This is a genomic window from Allorhizobium sp. NPDC080224 (assembly GCF_050281005.1).
Taxonomy (GTDB): domain Bacteria; phylum Pseudomonadota; class Alphaproteobacteria; order Rhizobiales; family Rhizobiaceae; genus Allorhizobium.
Genome location: NZ_JBNNWJ010000001.1, coordinates 3432548 through 3458589 on the forward strand (window position 1 = coordinate 3432548; position 26042 = coordinate 3458589).

The window sequence follows — 26042 nt, forward strand, 5'->3', positions numbered from 1 at the left end:
ATACGGACGTTCAGCCTTCCTGTCGCGCAGTCCCGACGGCGACGGACAGCGTGATCGCCAGACAGAGCGTGGCCGACAGCGACCGGAAAGCACCGAAATCGACCTCGGAGACCGACAACAGGGTTGCACCCATGCGGCGCAGCGGACTGACCACCGTATCGGTGACGGCGATGACGGGAACACCGCGCGCCCGAACCTGCTCGACCAGTTCGAGCGTCTCGGCGGAATAGGGCGAGAAGGTCACGGCGAGCAGCGCGTCTCCCTCGCGGATCGCATGATGGTTATCGAGCCGGCCGACGACGCTGTGCAACATGGCTGGCACGCCCATCTTCTCGAAGGCATAGGCCATGTAGCTGGCGACCGGAAAGGAGCGGCGCAGACCGATGATGTGGATCATGCGCGCCTCAGAAAGCTGTTTGACGGCCACCTCCATCGCCTGGGGATCAACGGTTTTGACGAGATTTTCCAGCGAAAGCCGTCCTGCCTCAACGAATTCGGCGAGAAGCGCCGAGGGCGAGCCTTCGGCTTTTTCGCGCAGATGCTGGAGACGGGTGGAATAGTCGGGCCACCCCCCCACGAAGCTCTCCCGAAACAGCTTCTGCATCTCGGAAAATCCTGTGAAGCCCATGATCTGGCAGAAGCGCATGAAGGCGGAGGGCTGCACGCCCGCACCCTCCGCCATCTCGGCAACCGTGGAGACCGCGATGCGATCCTTGTTCGCCGCAACATAGTCGGCGCATTGCTTGAGCCGCTTCGGCAAGCTGCCGGAAACTTCCAGCAGCCGATCTTCAAAGTCCTTGATCGTCTGCGGTCCGCCGATTTCGTTCATCCGTTTTCCTATCCTTACCCCGCGCCACCGTCCCGCTTGACAGAAACCGTATCAAGATCTAGCAAAATAGAACATATATTCCAAAACATCGGCTTGGCCAGCGCGAAATGGAACATCAATCAGGCGCCTCCGTCAGGAGCACCCAAAAGCACATCACAATCGCCGCCCTTTGACGAGGGACCAAGGCGCATAGGGAGGAAATGAACATGGTCACGAGACTGGCACTTCTGGGCGCCGGCCGCATCGGCAAGGTGCACGCCAAGGCAATCGCCGAGGACAAGCGCGCGAAACTCGTCGCAGTCGCCGATGCCTTTGCCGAGGCCGCAAACGCAATCGCGGCACAGACCGGCTGCGCGGTGAAGACGATCGAGGAGATCGAGGCCGACAAGGACATCGACGCCGTCATCATCTGCACGCCGACCAACACCCATGCAGACCTGATCGAACGCTTCGCCAAGGCCGGCAAGGCGATCTTCTGCGAAAAGCCGATCGATCTGGATGTTGCCCGTGCGAAGGCCTGCCTCGAGACCGTGCGCGCCGTCGGCGGCAAGGTCATGCTTGGCTTCAACCGCCGCTTCGACCCGCATTTCCAGGCCGTGCGCAAGGAGATCGACAAGGGCTCGATCGGCAAGGTCGAGATGGTCACGATCACCAGCCGTGACCCGGGCGCGCCGCCTGCCGAGTATATCAAGGTCTCCGGCGGCATCTTCCGCGACATGACTATCCATGACTTCGACATGGCCCGCTTCCTGCTCGGCGAAGAGATCGAAACGGTCCAGGCCTCGGCGTCCGTTCTGGTCGATCCCAAGATCGGCGAACTCGGCGACTATGACAGTGCGTCCTTGATCCTGACGACCAAGAGCGGCCGCCAGGCGATCATCTCCAACTCCCGCCGCGCATCCTACGGCTACGACCAGCGCATCGAAGTCCACGGCTCGCTGGGTTCTGTCTCGGCCGAAAATCAGCGCCCGGTCTCGATCGAAGTCGCCAACAAGGACGGCTACACCCGCCCGCCGCTGCACGACTTCTTCATGACTCGCTACACGGCAGCTTATGCCGCTGAAATCTCTGCCTTCATCGACGCGCTCGACAACGGCACGCCGATGGCACCCTCGGCGGAAGACGGCCTGATTGCGCTAGCCCTCGCTGACGCCGCCGTCAAGTCCGCCAAGGACAAGTCGGCCGTTACCGTCAGCTACTGAGACGCAAGAGCTCCCGCGTAACCGTAAGGTCACGCAGAATGGAAACGCCGCCCGAACCTCCTCGGGCGGCGTTTTCCGTTTCGATCGCTGAGACTAGACCGCCAGCTCGCGCCGCTCGACTTCCGTCAGCATGGCAAGATCGAGGATCTTCTGCAGATTTGCGGCATGCCGGAAGCTCGGCTCCTGGCCATAACCGGAGCGGATCGCCGTGATGAACTTCTGATAGTTCGTCTCGACCGGATCGACCTCGATCTCCCGCCAGACGGCCTTTTCGACATCTTCCTGCAGGCAGGCCCGAAGACTTGAGTCGTCGAGCCGATGGATGACCTCCAACGCGCCCTTGTCGCCATGCACACGCAGGCGCAACTCGTTGAGATGCCCCGTCGCCCAGCGGCTGGCGTGAACCACGCCCATCGCGCCATTGGTGAACTCCGCCGTCATGGTGAAGCTGTCATTGGCGTCGAGATCATATTCGCCGATCCTGTTGCCAGGCGCCTTGTCGAAGGTCTTCAGCCGCGCAAAGACATGATCGATGTCGGTCGCAGCACCGTAACCGGCAAAGTCGAGGATATGGATACCGACATCGCCCAGCACGCCGTTCGAGCCGTGTTTTGTGGACAAGCGCCAGAGCCATTGGCTTTCGGTCGACCAGTCGCCCCAGGCCTTGGAGACGAGCCAGCTCTGCAGGTAGGAGGCCTCGATATGGCGGACTTTGCCGATCTCGCCACCGATGACCATCTGCCTTGCCTTCTGCACCTGCGCGACATTGCGATAGGTGAGGTTGACCATGTTGACGAGACCGGACATTTCCGCCGCCGTCGCCATCTCGTCGGCCTTGGCATAGTTCTCGGCCAGCGGCTTCTCGCACATGACATGTTTGCCGGCAGCGAGAAGCTTGAGCGTCGTCGGATAATGCACCTTGTCCGGTGTGACATTGGTGACCGCATCGAACTCGCCCCAGGCGATCGCCTCTTCCAGCGAGGTGAAGGTGTGGGGAATATTGTGCCGGGCGGCAAAGGCGCGCACCGTCGCCATGTCGAGATCAACAGCCGCGACAAGCTGCACATCGGTAATGGTCGAGAAGTTCATGGCATGGGTATTTGCCATGCCGCCGGTACCAAGGATCAGCAGGCGTATAGGGGCAGTGCTCATTTGTAGCCTTCCTCACCGGCTTGGTGCAGGCGCGGACCGCGCTCGGTAATCGGCTCGAGCGCCTGTTCGACCGGGACATTCGGCGCATCATGGACGGCCGAATAGCGCGACATCGGATTGTAGGCCCACTTCACACCGTTGCGAAGCACCTGCTGGACGGTCGCGTCGTGATAGGTCGGATAGGTCTCGTGACCCGGCCGGAAATAGAAGATATTGCCCGCACCGCGGCGCCAGGTGAGACCCGAGCGAAAGATCTCGCCGCCGGCGAACCACGAGATGAACACCGTTTCCAGCGGCTCCGGAACGGAGAAGAACTCGCCATACATCTCTTCGTTTTCCAGCACGAAGTTCTCCGGAATGCCGGCCGCAATCGGATGGCCGGGATTGACCGTCCAGATCCGCTCACGCTCACCCGCCTCGCGCCATTTGAGAGCACAGGGCGTGCCCATCAGCCGCTTGAAGGGCTTGGCAAAATGGCCGGAATGCAGAACAAGCAACCCCATGCCTTCCCAGACACGGCTTGCGACCCGTTCGACGATCTCGTCGGAGACCTCGCCATGTGCCTTGTGGCCCCACCAGACGAGCACATCGGTCTCGGCCAGCCGGGCTTCTGAAAGGCCATGCTCCGGCTCCTGCAGGGTGGCCGTCGTTGCCTCGATTTCGCTGTCAGTGTTCAGAGCCGCGGCAATCGTCGCATGCATGCCGTCGGGATAAATCCCGCGGACAATGTCGTTTTCGCGCTCGTGAATGTTTTCACCCCAGACAACCGTTCTGATCGTCATCTGAATTCTCCTTGGTTAGCGCCAGTCAACCGGCCATCAGAAAAGCCTCGACGAGACCCATCGTTCCGTCAGAACTAGGAATGAATCAAAACGAAACTAGGGCACGAAGCGGAAAATTTGAAAGCGGTTTGAAGAGCCACACTTGCAGTTGGTCGCTTGGGTGTCAAACAGCCTCTATGTCAGGATTTATGTTCTCCACGGACACATATCGCGATCTGTGAGACACTGGGCAGCTCCCATATTTTGGAAGCGCTTTGACATCGCGATACAAGAATTGCCACAATGCGCCGACGCATGACATAAGCCGTGGGCGGGCAGCAATAGCCTCGCGAAGGTGCAGGCGAACGGATGAAGCTCAAGGACTTTGCCAGAGAGATCGGATTGTCACCGACCACAGTCAGCCGCGCGCTGAGTGGCTATCCTGAGGTGAGCGCCTCCACCCGCGTACGGGTAATGGAAGAGGCGGCACGTCTCGGCTATCGGCCCAACATCAATGCGGTCCGGCTTGCGACGGGTCGGGCCGGCGCGATCGGCGTGGTCATGACCAAGGCCGGCGACTACCAGTTCTCCGAATTCATCAGCGGCATGGCCGACCGCCTGAGCAGCGAGGACACCGACATCCTGATCACACCGATGATCGGGCACGATCCAAGTGACGAGTTGCAGCTCTACCGCAGACTGGCCGAGAGCCGTCGTGTCGATGCTGTCGTCATCCACTCCCCCTTGCCGAATGACCCGCGCATCGCTCTGCTTGACAGATTGAAGCTGCCCTTCATCGTCCATGGTCGCTCCGTGACCGAGGTGCCGCATGCCTGGCTCGACATCGACAATGAGGGTGCGATCCGACAAAGCACGGAGCACCTCCTCGACCTCGGTCATAGGCGCATCGCCTTGCTGAACGGTCGTGAGGGACTGACCTTCACGCTGGATCGTCTAAAGGGTTACAGACAAGCCCTTGCCGACCGCGGAATTCAGTACGATCCAAAGCTGGTCAGCCATGGCGACTTCACCGACGAGATCGGTTTCCGATTTGCCTGCTCCGCGCTCAAACAACACCCGCAGCCGACCGCCTTCGTTGCAGGTTCGATGATGACAGCGCTCGGCATCTACCGCGCGGCGCGATCGATGAACCTTGGGATCGGCCGGGATGTTTCGATCGTCGCCCATGACGATGTCTTCCCCTATCTCACAGCCGAGAACATGGTGCCGCCGCTATCGACCACGCGCTCCTCGATCCGGGCCGCCGGCAAACGCATCGCCGATCTCCTTCTGCAGATTCTCGCGGGTCAGCAAGCCCACGACATTCAAGAACTTTGGCCCGTCGAACTCATTCTGCGCGAAACCAGCCGCCCCGCACCGGAGGGAGCTTCCGTATGACCAAGACAGGCAGGAAGCGGGTCGTCGTCATCGGCCACATCAACCATGACCGCATCTGGCGTCTGACCGAACCGCTGCGTGCCGGTGGCCGGATTGCCTGGTCATCGCGGGAGACACGGCTCGGCGGCGGCGGATATTTCACCGCGCGGCGGCTGCTCGACCTCGGACACGACGTGGCACTCCTTTCGAACCTGATGAGTGACGCCCACGGCGAGAACGCCTTTGCGGACCTGCAGAATGCGGGCTTCGATACGTCGCTGATTACCCAGCGTGACGGCGAGACGGACTTCGCCGACATCCTGCTCGACCCGACCGGCGAGCGGACCATCCTTTCCAGCGAGCGACGCCTCTTCCGCACGTTCCTGCTCGACCACGAGATTGCGGCCGACGCCTTCTACGTCAACGCACCCAAACTGCCGGACACCATCCTCGCCTCCCTGAACCGCGCGCCGCTGGTCATCTCGCAGTTGCCGCTACGCGAGGGCGAGCTCCGTGCCGCCGATATCATGGTCGGTTCGAAAGCCGATTTGCCCGACATTCCCATCGCCGATGTCTGGGGCAAGGCAAGGAGGCTCGCGAGCAATCGGCTCACCCATCTGGTGATGACGGACGGTCCCGCCGCCATCTCGGTTTATGACGGAAACACGGAAACGCGAGTGACCCTCGGCCGGCGCGTTACCGTGCGCGACACGATCGGTGCCGGCGACACCTTCAGCGGCAGTCTGCTGCACACCGTGCTGGGCGGGAAGAACGTGGTTGAGGCAAGCCAGCTTGCCGGTGACGCGACCACGGCATGGCTTGAACGCCGAGAATCGCAAACGCGAAGTGCAACAGAAAAATCAATATCATAACATTTTTATTTGATCGACGTCTGGGAACTTCCTGACCCACCTCCGAGTTGCTGGGGCCAAACGGAGGAAGGCATGACAGAAGCCGATTTCACCTGGAACGTACCCGTCGAACTGGAACTGCCCTGTGGGCTGACGAGGCGCTTTCTGAATGCGTATGATGCGCTTGATTTTCTCGACGCGGAGTGGCCGACAAGACGCGGCCCCGCCTATGAACGCGCCCTTCGGCTTTGCCGCAACGCCCTGCGTGGCGCACGTGCCGCGGAGCTCGCGCGCAGCGCTTTCATCGCGGCGGCAGACGAAGCCGGCATGCGCCAATGTTCAAACCCGCGCAAGCAGATGGTGAGCTTCCTGCCGAGAGCACGATCCGCCGTCGCCTGATAGTCCGGAAAAACGCATCACCGCCGCCGACGGAACGGATTGCCAGATCCGCCGGCTGGATCCGCGTTGAAGGGGAGCCGCTCAGCCGGCTCCCGAAATCAGCAGAGCGATCGTCTGCCCGTCCATCAGCTCGCGCATCAGAAGGCCATTCCCGGCGGAAATCTGGCGGTCAGACAAGGACTCCGTCCAGCCATGCCCCGCAAGTGCCTCCGGCATTTCCACGAGGGTATCCCCCCAGAACTGCTCCGACGTCAGCCCCTCGCCCGCCTGCAGCATGGCGATCGGCAGACGGCAGGCGACCGTGATCGAAGCGGCACCGTCTATTTCCCGCGCAAACGCAACGACCTGCGACTGGCGGGGACCCGTGATCGTCAACGGCAGATACCGCCCCTGCAGGAAAAGCTGAGGATACCGATTGCGAAGCGACAGGCCGCGGCCGATGAACGCTTGCTTCAGCCAGCCCTCCGCCAGCGCGCGCGGGTCACTGAACGAGATCGGCGCCTTCGGATCGAAGGCAGACAGGGTCTCAAATGGCGGCGGACGCCGGTTGTCAGGATCGACGAAACTGAAATCGAGCGCTTCGCTTCCCTGATAGATGTCGGGAACGCCGGGTGCTGTGAGTTTGATGACGGTCTGGGTCAGGCCGTTCGTCAAACCCGCCCAGATCAGCGGCTGAATCTCGCGCACGAACTCGGTGACGAAATGAGGCCTGTCGAGAAGCAGCGTCCGGACATAGTCCTTCACGGCGGTCTCATAGGTCTCATCCACTTCGTTCCAATCCGTCCGGAGCTTTGCCTCCCGCAAGGACTTCTCCACGAAGGCTAAGACGCGCTCGGCGAAATCGGCGATCCCTTCGCGGTCGTCCGCCGTGAGATCGACCGGCCAGTGGCCGATCAGCGCCTGAAAGATCATCCACTCCACTTCGGCTTCGGGCGCGGGCTTACCGTCGACGTCGATGACGGCGTCTCGATGTGCCTTGCGCCAGCCGTCGATCAGGGCCGCAAAGCGGGGCGCATCCTCGGCAAGCGCAAAGAGACGTGCGCGGGCATCTTCGCCGCGCTTCGTGTCATGGGTCGAGGAGGCGGAAAGCCCAGATGGCTGCGTCTGCGCACGCCGCTGCATCTCGGAATGGAAATGATCGAGGCCGCCCTCTTCCGGCTCCAGTTCTCCGCCAACCTCGTTCAGGGCAAGAAATTCGACATGGCGGAAGAACAGCGTGTCCTCAAGCGACTTCGCCATCAGCGGCCCGGTCAGCTGCTGGAAGCGGCGACGGAAGAGATCGGTTCCGACACCCCCAACCGAAAGGCGCCCTTCCCCCTTCAGGAGATCGGCGATAGACCAGGCCGCATCGGCCGCGGTCTCGTCCAGCCTCGCTTTTGCTTCGCTCAGCACCTGATCGACGAGTTCGCGATCTTCGGCGCTCATTTCTCCCTGGGCTGCATAGGTTCGATAACGTGGGAAGGCGAGAAGTAGCTCTTCCAGGGCCCGGTTCATCGTCTCCTCGTCGAGCCGGAGCAGTTCGGCGCCCTGCCCGACCAGGGCCTTCACCTCACCGGCGAAGTTGACCCGGATCATACGAAGCTTCGCCTCACGCATCTTGTCCGCAACAGGCGTCTGTTGCCCGGCGATCCCGACATAGGCCTGACGCATGGCAAGGAAGCCCGCGGGATCGAGCAGAACCGGCACCTGCGCCGCGATGAATTCATAGCCAGTCGAACCCTGCACAGGCCAGATCTTTGGCAGATCCTCTCCCGGCGCCAGGATCTTCTCGACATAGATTGGAATGTCCTGCCCGACTGCGTCGCGCAGCTGCTGCAAGTAACGGCCAGGATCTGCGAGACCATCGACATGATCGATGCGCAAGCCGTCGACCTGGCCGGCTTGCACCAGTTCCAGCACCGTCCGATGGGCAGCCTCGAAAACGTCCGGTGCCTCGACGCGCAAACCGACCAGACCGGCGATTTCGAAGAAGCGCCGGTAGTTGAGGCCTTTGGCGGCTTCCGTCCAATGCATCAGGCGAAAGGGCTGGAGGTCGTGGAGAAAGAGCAGAAACTCATGTTCCTGCGCCTTCGCCCGGAGCTCCTCGAGCAGCCCGTCGCAACCATGCTCGCGGCAAAGCGAAACGACGGCTTGATGGAACTCGGCCTCCTCCCCGGCTGTCGCCTGGCGCCCGAGATCCGAGAGCGGTGCGGCCATAGGATTCTCGCAGCTGGCGAGAGCCGCCGGATAGGTCGATGGGTTCAGCGGATAGAGACTATCGAAATAGGCGAGCGCGAGCACCCCTTGGTCAGCATCGAGCGTGAGCGAGATCTCTCCATCCACCACCGCCTGCTCGAACGGCTTGCCGAGAAACGGAAGCGTGAGCCGCTGACTCCAGTCGATGTCGAAATAATGCCCGTAGCGGCTCGCCTCGCCCCATTCGATGACGCTGCGCCACCATGGGTTCTCGAGACTGGCTGCCATGTGGTTCGGCACGATGTCGAGGATCAGGCCGAGACCTTCGGCCTTCAACGCGGCAGCCAGCCGTTCGAGCCCCTCCCGGCCGCCAAGCACGGGATCGATGACATTGGCATCGGTCACGTCATAGCCATGCGTCGAGCCATCGGTCGCGGCAAACACGGGCGACGCGTAGAGATGGGTAATGCCGAGGCGCTTGAGATAGGGGACGAGCCCGATGGCGCGGTCGAAGTCCATGCCGCCGCGAAACTGCAAACGGTAGGTCGAAACGGGAAAGGGCATGCTGGCATCCTTGGGGGTGGGGTGTCCGACCCGGACCAACGCCCACCAGCCTGCCTTGTTCCCGTCGTCCCGGTGGATCCAGGATCCTCAGTGTAGGTTGAATTCTCCGTCCACCTTGCGCCATTCGTTCGGGCCGATCAGCCGCTTGTGGCTGAAGCGCACGGAATGGAGGTCACCATCCAGATTGGTCCGCCAGAAATCGAGGAATTTCGTCATCTGCGGAAAGTCGGGAGCCAGATCGTAGTCCTGCCAGAGAAACGTCTGCAGCACCGAGCGGAAGTCTGGCATGCGGTACAGGATGTGTGCGGTCGTTAGGCCGTAGCCCTCCATCTGGAGGGTGAAGTCATTGGAAGATTTCATGCGGTTTCCCTCGTGAACATCGACGATAAAAAGTTTGACAAAAATTCGCGATCTGGCAAGAGGCGACTTGAATTTGTGATTGAAATTCAGACTGTTAGCAGCAGGCACACAAGAGTGCTGATTTTTTCGCGCGATCCTCTTGAAAGATAAAATCGGAAAAACCAAATCATCGCGCGCCGGATGCCAGGAAAGGGTCCGGCACCCGTCCGGACCGTATCCGGTCCGGCCTTTGGGGACGTTCCATTTTGTTTGTCCAGGAGGAAAACATGAAGTTCCGTCCGCTGCACGACCGCATCGTCGTCCGCCGCGTTTCGTCCGAGGAAAAGACCAAGGGCGGCATCATCATTCCCGACACTGCCAAGGAAAAGCCGCAGGAAGGCGAGGTCATCGCCGTCGGCCCCGGCGCCCGCAACGATCACGGCCAGATCGTCGCACTCGACGTGAAGGTCGGTGATCGCGTTCTCTTCGGCAAATGGTCCGGCACCGAAATCAAGATCGACGGCGAAGAGCTGCTGATCATGAAGGAAGCCGACATCATGGGCATCATCGAAGCCCAGGCTGCCGAAAAGAAAGCCGCCTGATCCAAATCGGTCATCATTTGCTTTATTGAGGAGTGAACCATGGCTGCAAAAGAAGTGAAGTTTAACACCGATGCCCGCGAGAAGATGCTGCGTGGCGTCGATATCCTCGCCAATGCCGTGAAGGTGACGCTTGGCCCGAAGGGCCGCAATGTCGTCATCGACAAGTCCTTTGGCGCGCCGCGCATCACCAAGGACGGCGTTTCGGTCGCCAAGGAAATCGAACTGGAAGACAAGTTCGAGAACATGGGCGCACAGATGCTGCGGGAAGTTGCGTCCAAGACCAACGACCTCGCCGGTGACGGCACGACCACCGCGACCGTTCTCGCCCAGGCCATCGTCAAGGAAGGCGCCAAGGCCGTTGCCTCCGGCATGAACCCGATGGACCTGAAGCGCGGCGTCGATCTGGCCGTCGAAGCCGTCGTCGCGGAGCTGAAGGCCAATGCGCGCAAGATCTCCAACAATGCTGAGATCGCCCAGGTCGGCACCATCTCGGCCAATGGCGATACCGAGATCGGCCGCTACCTCGCCGAAGCGATGGAGAAGGTCGGCAATGACGGCGTGATCACCGTCGAGGAAGCCAAGACCGCAGAAACCGAACTCGAAGTCGTCGAAGGCATGCAGTTCGACCGCGGCTATCTTAGCCCCTATTTCGTGACCAATCAGGAGAAGATGCGCGTCGAGCTCGACGATCCCTACATCCTGATCCACGAGAAGAAGCTGTCGAACCTGCAGGCTCTGCTGCCGATGCTTGAAGCCGTGGTCCAGTCGGGCAAGCCGCTCGTCATCATCGCGGAAGACGTCGAAGGCGAAGCGCTCGCCACCCTCGTCGTCAACAAGCTGCGTGGCGGTCTGAAGGTCGCGGCCGTCAAGGCTCCCGGCTTCGGCGACCGCCGCAAGGCCATGCTCGAGGACATCGCCATCTTGACCGGCGGAACGGTGATTTCGGAAGACCTCGGCATCAAGCTCGAAAACGTCACCCTCAACATGCTGGGCCGTTCGAAGAAGGTGTCGATCGAAAAGGAAAACACCACCATCATCAACGGTGCCGGTTCCAAGAGCCAGATCGACGGACGCGTTGCCCAGATCAAGGCGCAGATCGAGGAAACCTCCTCCGACTACGACCGCGAGAAGCTGCAGGAGCGTCTGGCCAAGCTTGCCGGCGGCGTTGCCGTCATCCGCGTCGGCGGGTCGACGGAAGTCGAAGTGAAGGAAAAGAAGGACCGCGTCGACGACGCCCTGCACGCAACCCGTGCCGCCGTCGAAGAAGGCGTCCTGCCGGGTGGCGGTGTCGCCCTGCTGCGCTCGGTCAAGGCGCTCGAAAACCTGAAGACCGCCAATGAAGACCAGCGCGTCGGCATCGACATCATCCGTCGTGCGATCGAGGCCCCGGTCCGTCAGATCGCTGAGAATGCCGGCGCCGAAGGCTCGATCATCGTCGGCAAGCTGCGTGAGAAGCCCGAATTCGCCTATGGCTGGAACGCCCAGACCGGCGAATACGGAGATCTCTTTGCGCAGGGCGTCATCGACCCCGCCAAGGTGGTCCGCACGGCCCTTCAGGATGCAGCCTCCGTTGCTGGCCTCCTGATCACGACTGAGGCGATGATTGCCGAGAAGCCGAAGAAGGACGCAGTCCCGGCGATGCCGGCCGGCGGCATGGACTTCTGAGATCCGCTTTCGCAAAAACGCAAGGGGCCGCCTGTCGCAGGCGGCCCCTCCTTGTTTGAAACGGCCTGGCCTCGATCAGGCCGCAAGCGCCGGAGAAACCGGGCTCAGTCCCTCGAAGGTCGGACGGGCGATGTAATAGCCCTGGATCAGATCCACGCCGAGTTCCGTCAACACCTGAAGCTCGCCAGCCGTCTCCACACCCTCGCAGACGGCGGTGACGCCGAGATCGCGCAGCATGTCGAGTGTCCGCCGGACCACGACCTGCTTGACCGCATCGGTATCGATGCCCCGGATCAGATCCATGTCGAGTTTTACAAGGTCAGGCTGGAAGCGGGTCAGAAGATTGAGCCCGGAATAGCCCGCGCCAAAATCGTCGATCGCCGTCTTGAAGCCGATCTCGCGGTAGCTCCGGAGAATGTTGAGCAGATGCGCCGTGTCGAGTTTCTCGACTTCGGTGAATTCGAAGATGATGCGATCGAGTGGAAAATCGGTGCGCTTGGCAGTCTCCAGCGTCTGTCGGATGCAGGCGCGCGGCTCATAGACCGCATTGGGCATGAAGTTGATTGACAGATGCGGCATGTTGCTGCGCGGAAAGAGGTGAGCCGCCAGCTCGATGGCTCGCACGCGACACTGCTGATCGAACGCATAGCGATTGTCGGGATCGACCAGGGACAGGACGGAACCTGCCCCGCTCCCGTCAGCGCCTCTCACAAGCGCTTCATGTGCGAAAATCTCTCCGCGACGCGTATCCATGATCGGCTGGAAGGCCATCGTGAACGTGGAGCTGAACGCAGCCCCATTCTTGCAACCTTGGCAGGTCATGTTGTCTCCTTGAAGCCGAGGAATGCATTAAAGCGTGGGGCTCTTAAGGAAGATTGAAGGCGGCTACACAGGTCACTCTTAAAATATCAACCAGCATCGTCCTTATTTCATGACCTTTTTTGGGTACCTCATTTAATCAATTCAAATAATAGGATATCCTCGAATACGAGGCTGATTCGAGAAAGCCTCGCGGGCTAAATGACTTAGCTGGGGATGCGGACATGAGGGAACAGACTGATATCGAGACCTGGGCGATGGTCCGGGCTCAACAGATCGTCATGCAGCAAGGCGCAAATCTGGTTGTCGCGGCGCAGAGGCTGGATCACAAGAAAACCACCGCAAACACTTATGCGCTTCGCAGCGCGATCATGGCATCGCTGATCGAAGCCATGAAATCACCGCCTGCGGAAGCCTTGGTTTCCATGGAGGCGCAGGCCTGAGACGAGGCTCGAGCGGCCGAGCATCGGAACCTGGCAAGGACATCGAACGGCGCCCTTGGTGGCCGGCTTGCTCGATTGAACGTCGCGTTCGAAAGTAACTGGACGGGAAAGCTCTCAGATCGCGTTTTCCCCGGGCGATGCAAGCGTTACCTCACCTTGATCGCAGCAGTCAGACATGCGAGCGTCCGGCCATGCGCATTCTGCTCGTGGAAGACACGCTCGACGTTGGAGAGGCCATCTCTCGCCGCTTTGAAACCATCGGCCATACGGTCGATTGGGAGACGAACGGCCGTGCCGCATCCGAGATCCTCGACTTTACCGAATATGATCTGGTGATCCTGGATGTCATGCTGCCGGGCATGGATGGCTTCTCGATACTGAAGCGGATGCGCGACCAGGGCTCGACCGTGCCTGTGCTTGTGCTGACAGCTCGTTCGGAAATCGACGACCGCGTCGGCGCCCTCGACCTTGGCGCGGACGATTACCTTGTGAAACCCTTCGATTTCCGGGAACTCGAAGCCCGTGCCCGCGTGCTGCTGAGGCGACATGCCGGTGGCGAGGCGACCAACGTGATTGCCTGTGGTGACGTGTTGCTCGACCGCACCCAGCGGACGGTCAAGGTCGGCAACCGCGAGGTTCAGCTGAAGCGCCGCGAAATGACCCTGCTCGAAATCCTGGCAAGCCGTCCGGGACGCGTCTTCAGCAAGGACCAGTTGCTCGACCAGCTCTTCGGCTTCGACGAACCTGCAGGCCCGAATGCCATCGAGCTCTATGTCGGACGCCTGAGAAAGAAGCTTGAAGGCGCCAGGGCGCGTATCGTGACCGTGCGTGGTGTGGGGTATCAATTGGTGTCCGATGCAGAGGACTAGGCGCTCCCTCTTCGCACGCCTCGTCATCCGCGTTGCAATCGTGCTGGCGGGTGGCGCCGCGATCCTGATGACGGCGGCGTGGCTTTATGCTCGTGCGGCGGCCGACGAGGCCTATGACCGGCTCCTGCAGGGCGCGGCAATCCAGATCCTCGACAGTCTGGTGGTCGAAGAAGGCCGCATCGCGGTCAACCTGCCGCCGAGTGCCTTCGAACTGCTCGGCCTCGCACCGCGAGACAAGATCTTCTACCGCGTCATGGCACCCGACGCTTCGACGCTGACCGGCTATGAGGACCTAGAGTTTCCTGGAGACATTGCCAATGCCCGCACCGAGGTCCTGTTCCAGACGTCACGCTTTCGCGATCAGCCGGTGCGCATGGTGGCCGCCAGCCGCGCGATTGCCGATCCCTCGCTCGGTGGTTGGGCCAAGGTCCTGATCGCCCAGACCATCGAGGCCCGTCAGGAACTGACGACCGAATTGACGACCCGCGCCCTGGTACTTGTCGGCGTCATGAGCCTGCTTGCGCTCGGGGGGACCATTGTTGCCGTGCGCTATTCGCTGCGACCGCTCGATGCACTCGGCGACACGCTTCGCCGCCGGGACAGCCAGGATCTGACACCGCTCGCTATAGACGTGCCTCGCGAAATCTCCCCATTCGTGGAGTCCATCAACCACTTCATGGGCCGGCTGGATGACCGATTGCAGCTGTTGCAGCGTTTCATTGCCGACAGTGCCCATCAGATCCGCACGCCCCTGACGGCGTTATCGGCCCAGGTCAGCCTGATCAACGAAGAGGCTCTTTCGGAGAATGACCGCCGCCACCTCGACCGGGTGAAGAACCGGGCATCGGAGCTCGCGCGCTTCACCACGCAGTTGCTCAACCATGCCATGGTCATCCACCGCTTCGACTCCGTGCAGCTCTCGCCGGTTGACGTCGTCGATGTGGCACGCAAGGCCTTCCGGGCTGCCGTGCCGATCACCATCGACCCCGACATCGTCGTCTCCTTCGAGGCACCGCCAGAGCCGTTGATGGTGCTCGGCGATGGCTTGAGCCTGCGCGAGGCGATCGTCAATGTCATCGACAACTCGCTGCGTCATGGTGTGGTCTCAAGCCTTGCCGTGCGTGTGATCCGTCGCGGCGATTTCGTTCTGGTCGAGGTGGAAGACGATGGCCCCGGCATCCCGGCCCAGGACTGGGCTCAAGTCACGCGCCGCTTCGTCTCGTCGAAGTCAGGCGAAGGCAGCTCGGGTCTTGGATTTGCCATCGCCTCTGAAGTGGCAACGACGCTCAACGGTGCGCTCGCATTCCGCGAACGCACGCCAGAGACGGGCTTCACCGTTTTCCTCGAGCTCCCCCTGATTGATGCGAGGCCGACCATATGAGCCTTTCAACGCAATTCCGCACCCTTGTCGGCGGCCTGTTGGCGGCCACCCTGACCTCGACTTCGGTTTTCGCCCTTGAGGGGGAGCGCTCGGTCTTTCCCGCACCCGGCTCGGAACGAATGAAACTTGTCATCAACGGGGTGACCGATGCCGATGTCATTGCGCCGCTGATCCGGGACTTCCAGGAAACAGCGCGCGATGTGACGGTCGAATTCAACGACTATGTCAGCAACGATCTCTTCCGCGAGGCGGAACTGGCCTGTCGTCAGCGGCGGAGCCACGGCGACCTGTGGATTTCCTCCTCGGTCGACCATCTCGTCAAGCTCGCCAATGACGGCTGCGCCAGATCCCACCAATCGGAGGAAACGGAGCATGTTTCGGCCTGGGCCAACTGGCGCGACGAAATCTTCGGCTTCGCCTTCGAGCCCGCCGTCATCGTCTATGACGCCTCGCAAGTGCCGCCGGAAGATGTCCCCCGCTCGCATGTCGAGATCGCCGAACTGTTGCGCCGCAAGCCTGACGAATACTGGACCCGCATCGGCACCTATAATGTTCAGCTGTCAGGCGTCGGCTATTTGCTCGCCTTTCACGATGCCCAGCAGGCACCGACGAGTTATGGCCGCCTCCTGGAGAGCTTCAGCCGCGCCCAGGTGGTGACCAGCTGCTGCAACAAGGAAGTGCTCGATCTGATCGAGCAAGGCAGGCTGAAGATCGCCTACAACATCCTCGGCTCCTATGCCTATGCGCGCTATCTGCGCAACAACGACATGCAGGTGGTCGTCCCCCGCGATTACACGCTGATCCTGACCCGCGGCGCGATGATCCCGACCCATTCGCCCCAGCCGGATCTCGCTGCCCGCTTCGTCGATTACCTGGTTTCCGAGCGCGGCCAGAAGGTGGCCCGCGAGAAAGCCTTCTACTTTGCCGAAAACGCCCCCCTGCCCCCGGGCGTCGACGGTCCGATCTCGCTGATCGAATCCGGCATCGGCAGGCCGATCCGTGTCGGCCCCGCACTGCTCGCGGCCCAGGACCGGGCCACCCGGGAAGAGTTCATCCGCAACTGGACCTCGCTCTTCGCGCCCGGCGCAAGGTGACGCTGAAAACGGCGTGGCGCTAAAAAAGGGCGGCGCCTTGTCGGCGCCGCCCCCATCATTCTGATCGATGCTTCCAGGCAGGCGCTCAGTCCACCCCGCGCGCAATGGCGTCCGTGGTAACGAAGCGGCGCTGATAGAGGAAGAGCGAGCCCCCGACGACCAGTCCGATCACGTCGGAGACCAGTCCGCCACTGATCATGCTGAGTGCGCCTGCAAGCAACACAAGCCGCAGCGGCGCCCCGAGTGCACCGAAGAACCATCCCTGAACCGCGGCCGCGAGCATGTAGATGCCGAGGCTTGCCGACACGAACACATGCAGGACTTCCAGCCAGGTACCCTGCATCAGCATGGCCTGCGAGTAGAAGAACATGAACGGCACCACGAAGGCCGCGAGGCCGATCTTGAAGCTCTCGACGGAGGTCTTCATCGGATCGGATCCCGAGAGCGCCGCACCCGCATAGGCCGCGAGCGCCACCGGTGGCGTGATCGCCGACATCACCGCAAAGTAGAAGACGAAGAAGTGTGCGGTGAGAACCGGAATGCCGAGATTGACCAGACCGGGTGCGACCACAGCGGCAGCAACGGCGTAGGCGGCGGTCGTCGGCATGCCCATGCCCAGCACGATGGAAATGCACATGGCGAAGAACAGCGCCAACAGCTGGTTCTGTTCGGCAATGCCCAGGAGCAGGCTGGAGAAGCGAGCCCCGACGCCCGTCAGCGCGATGACGCCGACGATGATGCCCGCACACGCGCAGACGGCGACAAGCTGGACCGACATGCGTGCGGCGATGTCGAAGGCCTTCGCCAGCAATCGCGGTCCCATGCGATGCGGTGTCAGCCAGCTGACCACGGCCGCTGCCATCATCGACACCGTGCCAGCGCGGATAACCGAATATCCGGCAAACAGGGTGTAGATCAGCATGATGATCGGGATGAACAGGTAGACCTGCTTCAGCAGCTCCTTGAAGACCGGCAGTTCTTCCTTCGGAAGCCCCTTCATGCCGAGTTTCGTCGCCTGCAGATCGACCATGAAATACACGGATGCGAAGTAGAGAACCGACGGAATGATCGCGGCAACCACGATGTCCGTGTAAGGGATCCCCGTGACTTCGGCCATGATGAAGGCACCGGCGCCCATGATCGGCGGCATGATCTGGCCGCCGGAGGACGCTGCAGCTTCAACCGCCGCGGATGTCTTTGCGGGATAGCCGACCTTCTTCATCAGCGGGATGGTCAGCGAGCCCGTGGAGACGACGTTGCCCGCAGATGTACCGTTGATCATGCCCATCAGACCGGACGCGAGAACCGCAACCTTGGCCGGACCGCCACGCGCACGACCGGCTGCCGCAAAGGCGAAGTTGACGAAGTAATCGCCGACCTTAGACGCCTGCAGGAAAGCCGCGAAGGTGATGAACAGGATGATGTAGGTCGAGGACACCGCCACGGGATCGCTGAGGATGCCCTGGTCGGTGAAGATGTAGGTGAAGAAGCGCCGTGCCTCGTATCCACGATGGGCGAGGAAGCCGGGCAGATAGGGACCGGCGAAGGAATACAGAATGAAGATCGAGGCGATCACCACCAGGGCAAGGCCCGCGACACGCCGCGTCACTTCGAGGATGAGAATGACGCCAACCAGGGCAGCATAGAAGTCCGCCGGCTGCGCCATGGCCGTTCCAGCTCTCAGACGAAGCGGTCCGACATTGAACAGGATATAGCCGAGGACCGCAATCGAGGCGACGCCGAGCGCATAGTCGGCCCAATCGACGCGGGTCCGGTCACGGCTGGGGAAGAACCAGGCAGCGAGGAGCGCGGCAGCAGTGCCCGCCAGGAGCGGCAGGCCATAGGTCGAGAAAACGAAGGCTGGAGGACGCGCAATGCCGGCGACCCAGTAGGCGCCCCAGGCATAGGCGATCATGGCAAAGCCGTAGCCGATGCCACCGACACCCACCAGAAGAAGAAGCCACTCGATCGGATTGCGCCGCACCCGCTCCGGCACGGCGACCGGCAATTGCACGGCCGAATAGATCAGGAAGCCGAGAAGCAGACCGCCGCAGACGTGGATCAGGCGATAGGTCCAGGTTTCGAGCGGATAGAGGTTCATCACCCCGATATGGAAGGCGGTATAGGCGATGCAGAGAACGATGATCGCCTTGTTCGTCCAGTTTGCATGGAGCCGCTGGTTGCTCGCAACCGGCTCGTCATCGACGTTCTGAGCCACGATGGGCCCAGCGGCTTGCTGCGCTGAGATGTTGTCAGCTTGTGTCATGGTGGTGTGTCCCGATAAGGAAGCCGGATCTTGCACGAAGGAGGGCGGCAGCCGGAGCTGCCGCCGATTGCCTGCACCGCGCGGCGCAGGTTCCGGGCTTTACTGGCCCTTCAGGTCATCGGGAATGGTGATGCCTTTTTCTTCGAAATAGCGCACCGAGCCGGGATGGAACGGCAAGAAGGTGTTCTTCTCAATGTTTGCCGGGATGGTCTCGGAGGCCGTGGCATGGATCTGGACCATGCGATCGTTGTTTTCCATCACCAGCTTGGTGATCTCGTAGGCAAGCGTCTCAGGCATTTCGGCATTGGCGACCGCGAAGTTCCAGAGGCTGACCGTGCCCTGCGGGTCAGGGAAACCCTGATAGAGACCACCGGGCACTTCGAAGGCAGCCAGTTCCGGCATGGCTTCGAGGATCTTCGCCTGCTCTTCCGCGCTGAAGCCGAAGATGTTGACCGGGTTTTCAGCGGCGATCTGCGCGAAGGCCGAAATCGGAACGCCGGCAGCAAAGGCGAAGGCGTCGATCAGACCATCCTTCACCTGGCTGGTCGCGTCATTGGCACCCGAGAAGGAGATGACCGGCTTTACGCCGACGCTTTCGAAGTAGCGCGGCCAGTAGGTCGCAGCAGTACCGCCGGCAGGACCGACCGAGACGCGCTTGCCGTCGAGGTCAGCCACGGACGTGATGCCGGACGACTTCAACGCAACGACCTGGAACGGCGTCTGATACATCGGGAACAGGGCGCGCAGGTTCTTGTGTTCGACACCCGGTGCAAGTTCGCTGTTGCCGGTCCAGGCTTCGTAGGCCGGACCCATGGTCACGAGACCCATCAGATGGTCGCCGGTCTCAATGAGCGTGGCGTTCTGGACAGGACCGCCGGTGACTTCAGCAGATGCGTTGACACCCAGCTTTTCGGTGATGAGGCCGGCAAGACCCGTGCCATAAATGAAGTAGGTGCCGCCCTGGCTGGCGGTACCGATGGTCAGGCTGCCCGGCCAGTCGGCCTTGTCCTGAGCGGAAACGGATGCGGCAAACGTCAGAGCCATGGCACCAGCCATAGCGATCATGAACTTTTTCATGAAGTCCTCCCTGCATGTTTTGACGTGACAGAGTCCGACGCCTCCTCTGGGCCGGACCTTGGGCGAGCTAAGCCTCGGCTTGAGCGGGAGGCAACGAGGTGTGAGCCCCCCTCACCCGCGCCCGGCCATTTTCACGCCGCGCATGGGGGGAAATCGTAACATTTCGACAGGTCAATGGGTGGAAAGCCACCCATTTCGTGCACGCGGCCGACCTAAGTCCAAGAGATCCAGGCCCAGCTTCAACCGTCGACGGCCAGATTCTTGTCCAATCCGTGCTTCTGCATCTTCTCGTAAAGCGTCTTTCGCGAAATGCCGAGCTGTTCGTAGACAGGCTTCAGCGCGCCCCCATGGGCCGCAATCGCGCTGGCAATCAATTGCTTTTCATAGGCTGCCACCTTCTCGGCAAGACGTGTGGCGGATGCATCAGGATCGGTCGTGACGTCGAGCCCGGTTTCAATGCCAAGCACGAGGCGATCCGCAGCATTCCTTAGCTCGCGCACATTGCCCGGCCAGTCGCGCTCGGCGATCTCGGACAAGATATCCGGCTCGACCTCCATGTCGTCGCGACCGTAGCGCGCCGAGGCTTCGCGCACCAGGTGCAGGAAAAGCAGCGGAATATCGGCCCGTCGCTGCGAAAGCGACGGCACCCTGAGCGTCGCGACGTTCAGCCGGTAGAAAAGATCGGCGCGAAACCGCCCGGCAGCGACCTCGCTTTCGAGGTCGACCTTGCTGGTCGCCAGAAAGCGCACATCGAGCGGCACCGTCTCGTTGGACCCGAGCCGGGTGATGGTACGCTCCTGCAGGACACGCAGGAACTTCGCTTGCAGGTCGAAAGGCATGGAGCCGATCTCGTCGAGCAGGATTGTCCCACCACGGCCATGCTCGAACTTTCCGTAGCGTGCACGGATCGCGCCCGGAAAGGCACCGGCCTCATGACCGAAGAGCTCGCTTTCGATCAGCGTCTCCGGCAGCGAGGCGCAGTTGATCGCGATGAACGGTCCCTTCGACCGAGCGCTGACGTCGTGCAGGCTGCGCGCCACGACTTCCTTGCCGGCACCCGTCTCGCCGATGATCAGCGCATCCGCTTCGGTGGCGCCGATGGCGCGCACACGGTAACGCAGGTCGACCATGACGGGCGTGCGCCCCGGAAGCCGCGTCTCGATATCGTCGCGCTTGCCCGCGACCGCCCTCAGGCGCCGGTTCTCGAGCACCAGCGATCGGCGGTCGAGCGCATGACGCACGACACCGGCAAGCGCTTGGCTGGCAAACGGCTTTTCGATGAAATCATAGGCGCCTTCACGCATCGCCTTGACGGCAAGCTGCACCTCGCCATGTCCAGTCACAAGAATGACGGGGATTTCGTGATCGAGTTCGCGGATGCGGTGGAGAAGCGTCATCCCGTCCATGCCCGGCATGCGGATGTCACTCACGACCACGCCATCGAAACCGAAACCGACCCGCGAAAGGATTTCCTCTCCAGAGGCGAAGGCCTTGACCTGCAGGCCGTGCAGTTCGAGCGCCTGACTGGTGGAGAAGCGCAGCTCCTCCTCGTCATCGACGAGCAAGACCTGTCCAGAATTCATTCCGCCGCCTCGTTCAATGCTTCAGCCTGCAGGAGTTCGATGCGAAAGAGTGCGCCGCCGCCTTCCCGTTTGCCGACCGTCAGGCTGCCACCAAAATCCTTGATGATATTGTAGGAAATGGAGAGACCGAGACCAAGCCCCTTGCCCACGCCCTTGGTGGTGAAGAAGGGATCGAAGATGCGCTCGACGATCGCCGGCGGAACGCCTGGCCCACGATCGGCGATCTCGATCACGACGCGTCCCTGTGAACTCCGCGCCGAAAGTTCGATCTTGCGGTCCTCCAAACCTTCGACAGCGTCGCAAGCATTGGTCAGGATGTTGACCAGAACCTGCTGCAGACGCACGGGCCCACCCTGGACTGCTGGCAGACCGGGCTCGAAACTGAGAGACAGGCTGGCATCGGCTGTCCCTAGCCGCGCAGAGACGATTTCGAGCGTCTCACGGACCACTTCTTCGATCGAGATCGGGCCGAGTTTCTCATTCGGCTTGCGGGCGAAGTTGCGCAGATGGCGCGAGATCGAGGCCATGCGGTCGATCAGGCTGGAAATGCGCCCGAGATTGTCGCGTGCCTCCGATATCCGGTTGCGATCGATCAGCATCGTCGCACTGTCGGCATAGGTCTTGGCAGCAGCGAGCGGCTGGTTGAACTCATGCGACAAAGCCGCCGACATCTGGCCGAGGCCGGCGAGCTTGCCAGCCTGGATGAGATCCGCCTGGGTCTGGCGCAGTTGCAGATTGACGCGCGCAAGATCGGCCGTCCGCTCCTCGACCCGCCGCTCCAGCTCGGCCTGAGCTTCGATCTGCATGTGCATCCGCTCCTGCAGCCGGGCGCGGCGCTGAATGACCACGGCGAGCCCCAGCACGAAGAGGCAGAGAAAGAGCAGGATGGCGACCAGCATGGTGCGCGCCTGGGCGTGGATGGTGCCTGTGTCGAAGAGCACCTTCACGGTCCAGTCAGCGTCCGGCATATAATGTTGCAGAACAAGATATTCGCGATTTCCATCGCTCTGGTTGATGGTCATCAACACATGGTCGTCGAGTGCACCGCGCTTGATCGGCAATTCCCGCAGGACGGCGTCCGAATACCGCCGCGAGGCGGTGGTCCGTTCGAGACGTTCGGGTGTCAGCGGCAGGACCGAGGCATAGAGCCATTCCGGGTTGCCGGTCATGAAGATGATTCCCTCGGGATCATGCACCAGGATCTTGTATTCGCCACCGCGCCAGGACGTTTCGATGTCTTCGATGTCAACCTTGAAGGCGATAACGCCGCGCACTGCGCCATTCACTTCGATCGGCGAGGAGAAATAGTAGCCACGCTTGGCCGATGTCGTGCCAAGCGCATAGAAGCGTGCCTGCTTGCCGGCCGCCGCTTCGTAGAAATAGGGACGGTAGCTGAAGTTCTCGCCGACAAAGCTCGCCGCCCCGTCGAAATTGCTCGCCGCGATCGTGTTGCCGTCCATCGTCATCACATAGATGTCGGAGGATTCGAGCAGCGCGTTGATCTCTTTGAGATAACGATTGGTCGCATCGCGAAGCGCCGGATTGCCGGGATCGAGAACAAGCTCCTTCATGTCATCGTGGTCGGCGATCAGCGCTGGCAGCGTTTCGTAGCGGCTGAGATGGCCTGACAAGGCCGAACTCGCCAGACGCAGTGCGCTATTGGCCTGGAGCGAGGCTTCTTCCATGACCTTGCGCGTGATCAGCCGGTTGCCGACCGTCAGCAGCGCGAGGCTTGCGGCAAGCAAAACCAGAACGAGCGCGATGATCATGCGCCGTGCTGCAGCCATTCGCCGTGCGGGTGGTATCATTCCGATCGTCAAATGCGCGCTCCTCCTTGTCCAAAGGATAGCTGCCTGTCTGCAGCTTTCCAACCCGGCTTTCACGCGACAATGTCCGGCCGCGAAAAAGCCGCCGATCCACAGGGACCGGCGGCTCGTGATCTTGCAGCGATTGGCGGGAATCAGGCAGCGCGATGCTGCGCGTGCGTGGCCTGCTGACGGCGGCCTTCAGGCGCGAGCTTGAACTGGTTGATAAGCTGCATCAGCGCATCCGCTTCGTCGGCCAGCTGGCGGGTCGCCGCATTGGTTTCCTCGACCATCGCGGCGTTGCGCTGGGTCATCTGGTCCATCTCGTTGACGGAGGAGTTGACCTCGGCCAGCGCATTCGACTGGTCGCGGCTGGCCATGGCGATGACCGAGACGCGGTCGGCGACCGTGATGATATTGGCCGAGATCTCGGCGAGCACAGAACCTGTCTGCTGCACCAGCTTGGCGCCGGAAGAGACTTCCGTGCTCGACTTGTGGATCAGATCCTTGATCTGCTGGGCAGCCCCCGCCGATCGCTGTGCGAGCTCGCGCACTTCTTGGGCAACGACCGCAAAGCCCTTGCCGGCTTCGCCCGCACGGGCGGCCTCGATGCCGGCATTGAGCGCCAGCAGGTTGGTCTGGAAGGCGATTTCGTCGATCACGTCGATGATCTGGACGATCTGGCCAGACGCGTCTTCGATGCGACCCATGGCATCGATGGCGTTTCCGACAACCGTCGACGAGGTATCGGCACGGCCCTTGGTATCGGCGACGATGTTGTTTACTTCCTCGGCCCGCTCCGCGGACGACTTGACGGTAACCGTGATCTCGTCGACGGCAGCTGCCGTTTCCTCGAGCGAGGCGGCCTGCTGTTCAGTGCGCTTGGCCAACTGATCGGCCGCACTGCTCATTTCGGCGGCGTTGCGCTGGATCATGTAGGTGTTCGAGCGGATCTGCGTCATCGTATCCTGCAGATGCTCGAGCGACTGGTTGAAGTCGTTGCGCAACTGCTCGAGACGGCCGTGGAACGGCGTGTCGATGGTCTCGGAGATATCCCCCTTGGCGAGACGGCCGAGACCGCTGGCCAGCGCATTGACGGCGAAGTCGATCTGGCGATCGATTTCCTGCTTTTCGAGATCGTTGCGACGACGCTCTTCTTCCGCCTGAGCGCGTTCGGCTTCGCTGCGGCTTTCGATTTCGATCTTCGAAAGTGCGTTCTGCTTGAACACGCCGAGCGCACGGGCCATCTCGCCGATCTCGTCAACACGGGCTTCGCCGTTGATTTTCGTATCGAGAACACCTTCGGCCAGGCGACGCATGGCGCCAGTGATCTGGCCGATCGGCCCCTTGAAGGTCATGACAAGCCCGATGCCGGCGAAGATGGAAATCAGGATGCCGAGCGCCGTTGCACTGATGGAAATCGAGTTGGCTTCCTGACGTTCCTGCCCGGCCGAAACCTTCTGCATCTCCGCAAAGGTCGTCAGCTGCCTCCAGATGACGTTAAGGTCGGCAGCTGCCTCTTCGAAGCTTGCCTTGCGTTCCTGGCTGACCTTCACGAGTTCGGCGCCGGCACCGATCATCGTATCGACAGCCGGGCCGAGATCCTTCTTCACCTGCATCAGGATCGGCTGATCGGCGGCCGTCTTGTCGAGTTCTGCAAGGAACTTCTTCACGGCATTAAACTGCTGCTCCAGCAGCATGCGGTTCTGCTCGGTCGGCTCCAGCAGGAAACGGGCCATCATGATCTGCACGGCATAGCCGGCGGCCATGACCTGTCGACCGTCTTCGATGACAGCCTGGGCCTTGGCAAGCGGCGCATCGAGTTCGCCGAACTTGATCGTCGCTTCCTTCATCTTTTGCTGTGCTGCAAGGCCGAGATAGGCATTGAGCTGCGTGAAATTGCGCAACTGACCGGTCATGCTTTTGATCGCATCCTCGGACATGTCGTTGCTTGCGAGCGCTGCCTTCAATTCGCCGCCGATCTTCTCAAGCGTCTTGGCGGCCGACAGGTTCGCCTTCGGCAGCACTTCCGCCAGCACCTGCTGGCGGGCAAGGATTTCGTCGATGCGCTCCCCAATGACGGCGAATTTCTCCTCCGGCGTCTTGGCCTTGGTGAAAGCGGAATTGGTTTCGGTGAGGAAAGTGCCGGTGCTGCGAATGCTCTCGGCGTCGCGCAGCATCGTCTTGGCCTCAGCGTCATCCGCCTGCACGGCGCGCTCCATGGTCGCCATGGCGGCCGTCACGCGTCCCTGTGCAACGACCACCTGCTTGCCCCCCCGCTGCAGGGTCTCGACAAGGGCGGTCTCCGAAGCATGCAGCGTCCAGAGATCGTCGATATGGACAAAGACCTGATCGATCAGCTTACCGGCCTCTTCGAGCTCACCGCGACCATCCGCGTCGGGAGCTAGTTGAGCAAGCGTGCTGTCCAGATCACGTCGCTGCTGCTCAAGGCGGCCGGTCAGATCAGCCTTGGCCTCTTCGGTCGTATTGGCGAGAAAGCTGTTCATCGAGGCGGAGACGTCACGGAAACCGCTCAATGACTGCAGCACGCTGTTCGAGATTTCGATGCGGCCCTGTAGCAATCCCGACGCATAGAGCCCGGTGAAGCCGACAGCGGAAATGCTGATGACGAAAGGCAGAATGAAAATCAGCACCTTCGTCTGAATGTTAAAGCGCGACAATATACGGTCAATGAACACGGTCTTGGTCTCCCCCGACATCGCCGACGAGCAAAGTTTGCTGTCGTCGAAGTCCATGTCTGAATCGAACGGAGCATGGGCAAGGAAGAC

The 26042-nt window shown here is 61.4% G+C and carries 21 protein-coding genes; 10 read left to right on the plus strand and 11 right to left on the minus strand.

The features are described 5' to 3' along the window. Positions 1–10 precede the first annotated feature (10 nt). The gene (locus ACQKP1_RS16930) at positions 11–829 is read right to left on the minus strand and encodes a MurR/RpiR family transcriptional regulator (RefSeq protein ID WP_427276145.1); all 819 of its coding nucleotides are present in this window, start codon (positions 827–829) and stop codon (positions 11–13) included. A gap of 206 nt (positions 830–1035) precedes the next feature. Here ACQKP1_RS16930 and iolG point away from each other — a divergent pair, with 206 nt between their 5' ends. Beyond that, positions 1036–2031, plus strand: a complete 996-nt coding sequence (gene iolG, locus ACQKP1_RS16935; RefSeq protein WP_427276146.1) for an inositol 2-dehydrogenase — start codon at positions 1036–1038, stop codon at positions 2029–2031. A 93-nt stretch (positions 2032–2124) separates the two neighbouring features. On the opposite strand, the gene ACQKP1_RS16940 is transcribed toward iolG, so the two are convergent. Both ACQKP1_RS16940 and ACQKP1_RS16945 read right to left on the minus strand, forming a co-directional pair. Further along, on the minus strand, positions 2125–3183 hold the full coding sequence (locus ACQKP1_RS16940; protein ID WP_427276147.1) for a Gfo/Idh/MocA family protein: 1059 nt from the start codon (positions 3181–3183) through the stop codon (positions 2125–2127). Continuing rightward, positions 3180–3965, minus strand: a complete 786-nt coding sequence (locus tag ACQKP1_RS16945) for a ThuA domain-containing protein (RefSeq protein WP_203017784.1) — start codon at positions 3963–3965, stop codon at positions 3180–3182. The genes ACQKP1_RS16940 and ACQKP1_RS16945 overlap by 4 nt, the downstream gene beginning before the upstream one ends. Before the next feature lie 348 nt (positions 3966–4313). Here ACQKP1_RS16945 and ACQKP1_RS16950 point away from each other — a divergent pair, with 348 nt between their 5' ends. The 3 genes from ACQKP1_RS16950 (at position 4314) to ACQKP1_RS16960 (ending at position 6571) form a co-directional block, all read left to right on the plus strand. After that, complete coding sequence (locus ACQKP1_RS16950) at positions 4314–5342, plus strand: LacI family DNA-binding transcriptional regulator (RefSeq protein ID WP_427276148.1); 1029 nt, start codon at positions 4314–4316, stop codon at positions 5340–5342. Then, on the plus strand, positions 5339–6193 hold the full coding sequence (locus ACQKP1_RS16955) for a PfkB family carbohydrate kinase (RefSeq protein ID WP_427276149.1): 855 nt from the start codon (positions 5339–5341) through the stop codon (positions 6191–6193). Before ACQKP1_RS16950 ends, ACQKP1_RS16955 begins: the two co-directional genes overlap by 4 nt. 72 nt (positions 6194–6265) lie before the next feature. Then, positions 6266–6571, plus strand: a complete 306-nt coding sequence (locus ACQKP1_RS16960) for a DUF982 domain-containing protein (RefSeq protein ID WP_006724704.1) — start codon at positions 6266–6268, stop codon at positions 6569–6571. Positions 6572–6652: 81 nt separating this feature from the next. On the opposite strand, the gene treY is transcribed toward ACQKP1_RS16960, so the two are convergent. Beyond that, positions 6653–9310, minus strand: coding sequence for a malto-oligosyltrehalose synthase (gene treY, locus ACQKP1_RS16965; protein WP_427276150.1), 2658 nt, complete (start codon positions 9308–9310; stop codon positions 6653–6655). An 87-nt stretch (positions 9311–9397) separates the two neighbouring features. After that, complete coding sequence (locus ACQKP1_RS16970) at positions 9398–9670, minus strand: usg protein (RefSeq protein ID WP_006724706.1); 273 nt, start codon at positions 9668–9670, stop codon at positions 9398–9400. A 266-nt stretch (positions 9671–9936) separates the two neighbouring features. Between ACQKP1_RS16970 and groES the strand changes: the two genes are divergently transcribed. Beyond that, entirely contained in the window at positions 9937–10251 is a 315-nt protein-coding gene (groES, locus tag ACQKP1_RS16975) for a co-chaperone GroES (protein WP_203017797.1), read from the plus strand. 39 nt (positions 10252–10290) lie between these two features. After that, complete coding sequence (groL, locus tag ACQKP1_RS16980; protein ID WP_427276151.1) at positions 10291–11916, plus strand: chaperonin GroEL; 1626 nt, start codon at positions 10291–10293, stop codon at positions 11914–11916. A gap of 75 nt (positions 11917–11991) precedes the next feature. Here the strand turns inward: groL and ACQKP1_RS16985 are convergent, their stop codons facing one another. Next, positions 11992–12738, minus strand: coding sequence for an EAL domain-containing protein (locus ACQKP1_RS16985; RefSeq protein WP_427276152.1), 747 nt, complete (start codon positions 12736–12738; stop codon positions 11992–11994). A 221-nt stretch (positions 12739–12959) separates the two neighbouring features. On the opposite strand from ACQKP1_RS16985, the gene ACQKP1_RS16990 reads away from it, so the two are divergent. The 4 genes from ACQKP1_RS16990 (at position 12960) to ACQKP1_RS17005 (ending at position 16522) form a co-directional block, all read left to right on the plus strand. Beyond that, positions 12960–13178: a hypothetical protein gene (locus ACQKP1_RS16990; RefSeq protein ID WP_203017802.1), complete on the plus strand. Its 219-nt coding sequence runs from the start codon at positions 12960–12962 to the stop codon at positions 13176–13178. A gap of 191 nt (positions 13179–13369) precedes the next feature. Continuing rightward, the gene (locus ACQKP1_RS16995; RefSeq protein WP_054147896.1) at positions 13370–14047 is read left to right on the plus strand and encodes a response regulator transcription factor; all 678 of its coding nucleotides are present in this window, start codon (positions 13370–13372) and stop codon (positions 14045–14047) included. Beyond that, positions 14034–15428: a sensor histidine kinase gene (locus ACQKP1_RS17000; protein ID WP_427276153.1), complete on the plus strand. Its 1395-nt coding sequence runs from the start codon at positions 14034–14036 to the stop codon at positions 15426–15428. The genes ACQKP1_RS16995 and ACQKP1_RS17000 overlap by 14 nt, the downstream gene beginning before the upstream one ends. Then, entirely contained in the window at positions 15425–16522 is a 1098-nt protein-coding gene (locus ACQKP1_RS17005) for an ABC transporter substrate-binding protein (RefSeq protein WP_427276154.1), read from the plus strand. Before ACQKP1_RS17000 ends, ACQKP1_RS17005 begins: the two co-directional genes overlap by 4 nt. Positions 16523–16607: 85 nt before the next feature. Here ACQKP1_RS17005 and ACQKP1_RS17010 read toward each other — a convergent pair whose 3' ends face one another. From ACQKP1_RS17010 to ACQKP1_RS17030, 5 genes are all read right to left on the minus strand, one after another. Further along, positions 16608–18788: a TRAP transporter permease gene (locus tag ACQKP1_RS17010; protein ID WP_427276155.1), complete on the minus strand. Its 2181-nt coding sequence runs from the start codon at positions 18786–18788 to the stop codon at positions 16608–16610. A gap of 99 nt (positions 18789–18887) precedes the next feature. Beyond that, positions 18888–19865, minus strand: coding sequence for a TAXI family TRAP transporter solute-binding subunit (locus ACQKP1_RS17015; RefSeq protein ID WP_427276156.1), 978 nt, complete (start codon positions 19863–19865; stop codon positions 18888–18890). Positions 19866–20104: 239 nt separating this feature from the next. Then, positions 20105–21448 (minus strand): sigma-54-dependent transcriptional regulator, encoded by a 1344-nt coding sequence (locus ACQKP1_RS17020; RefSeq protein WP_006724717.1) that lies wholly within the window; start codon positions 21446–21448, stop codon positions 20105–20107. Further along, positions 21445–23217 carry a sensor histidine kinase gene (locus tag ACQKP1_RS17025; RefSeq protein WP_427276473.1) on the minus strand — a complete coding sequence of 591 codons (1773 nt, stop codon included), beginning with the start codon at positions 23215–23217 and terminating at the stop codon, positions 21445–21447. Before ACQKP1_RS17025 ends, ACQKP1_RS17020 begins: the two co-directional genes overlap by 4 nt. 191 nt (positions 23218–23408) lie before the next feature. Continuing rightward, a complete protein-coding gene (locus ACQKP1_RS17030; RefSeq protein ID WP_427276157.1) occupies positions 23409–25952 on the minus strand; it encodes a methyl-accepting chemotaxis protein in 2544 nt (847 codons plus the stop codon). Between the last annotated feature and the right edge of the window lie 90 nt (positions 25953–26042).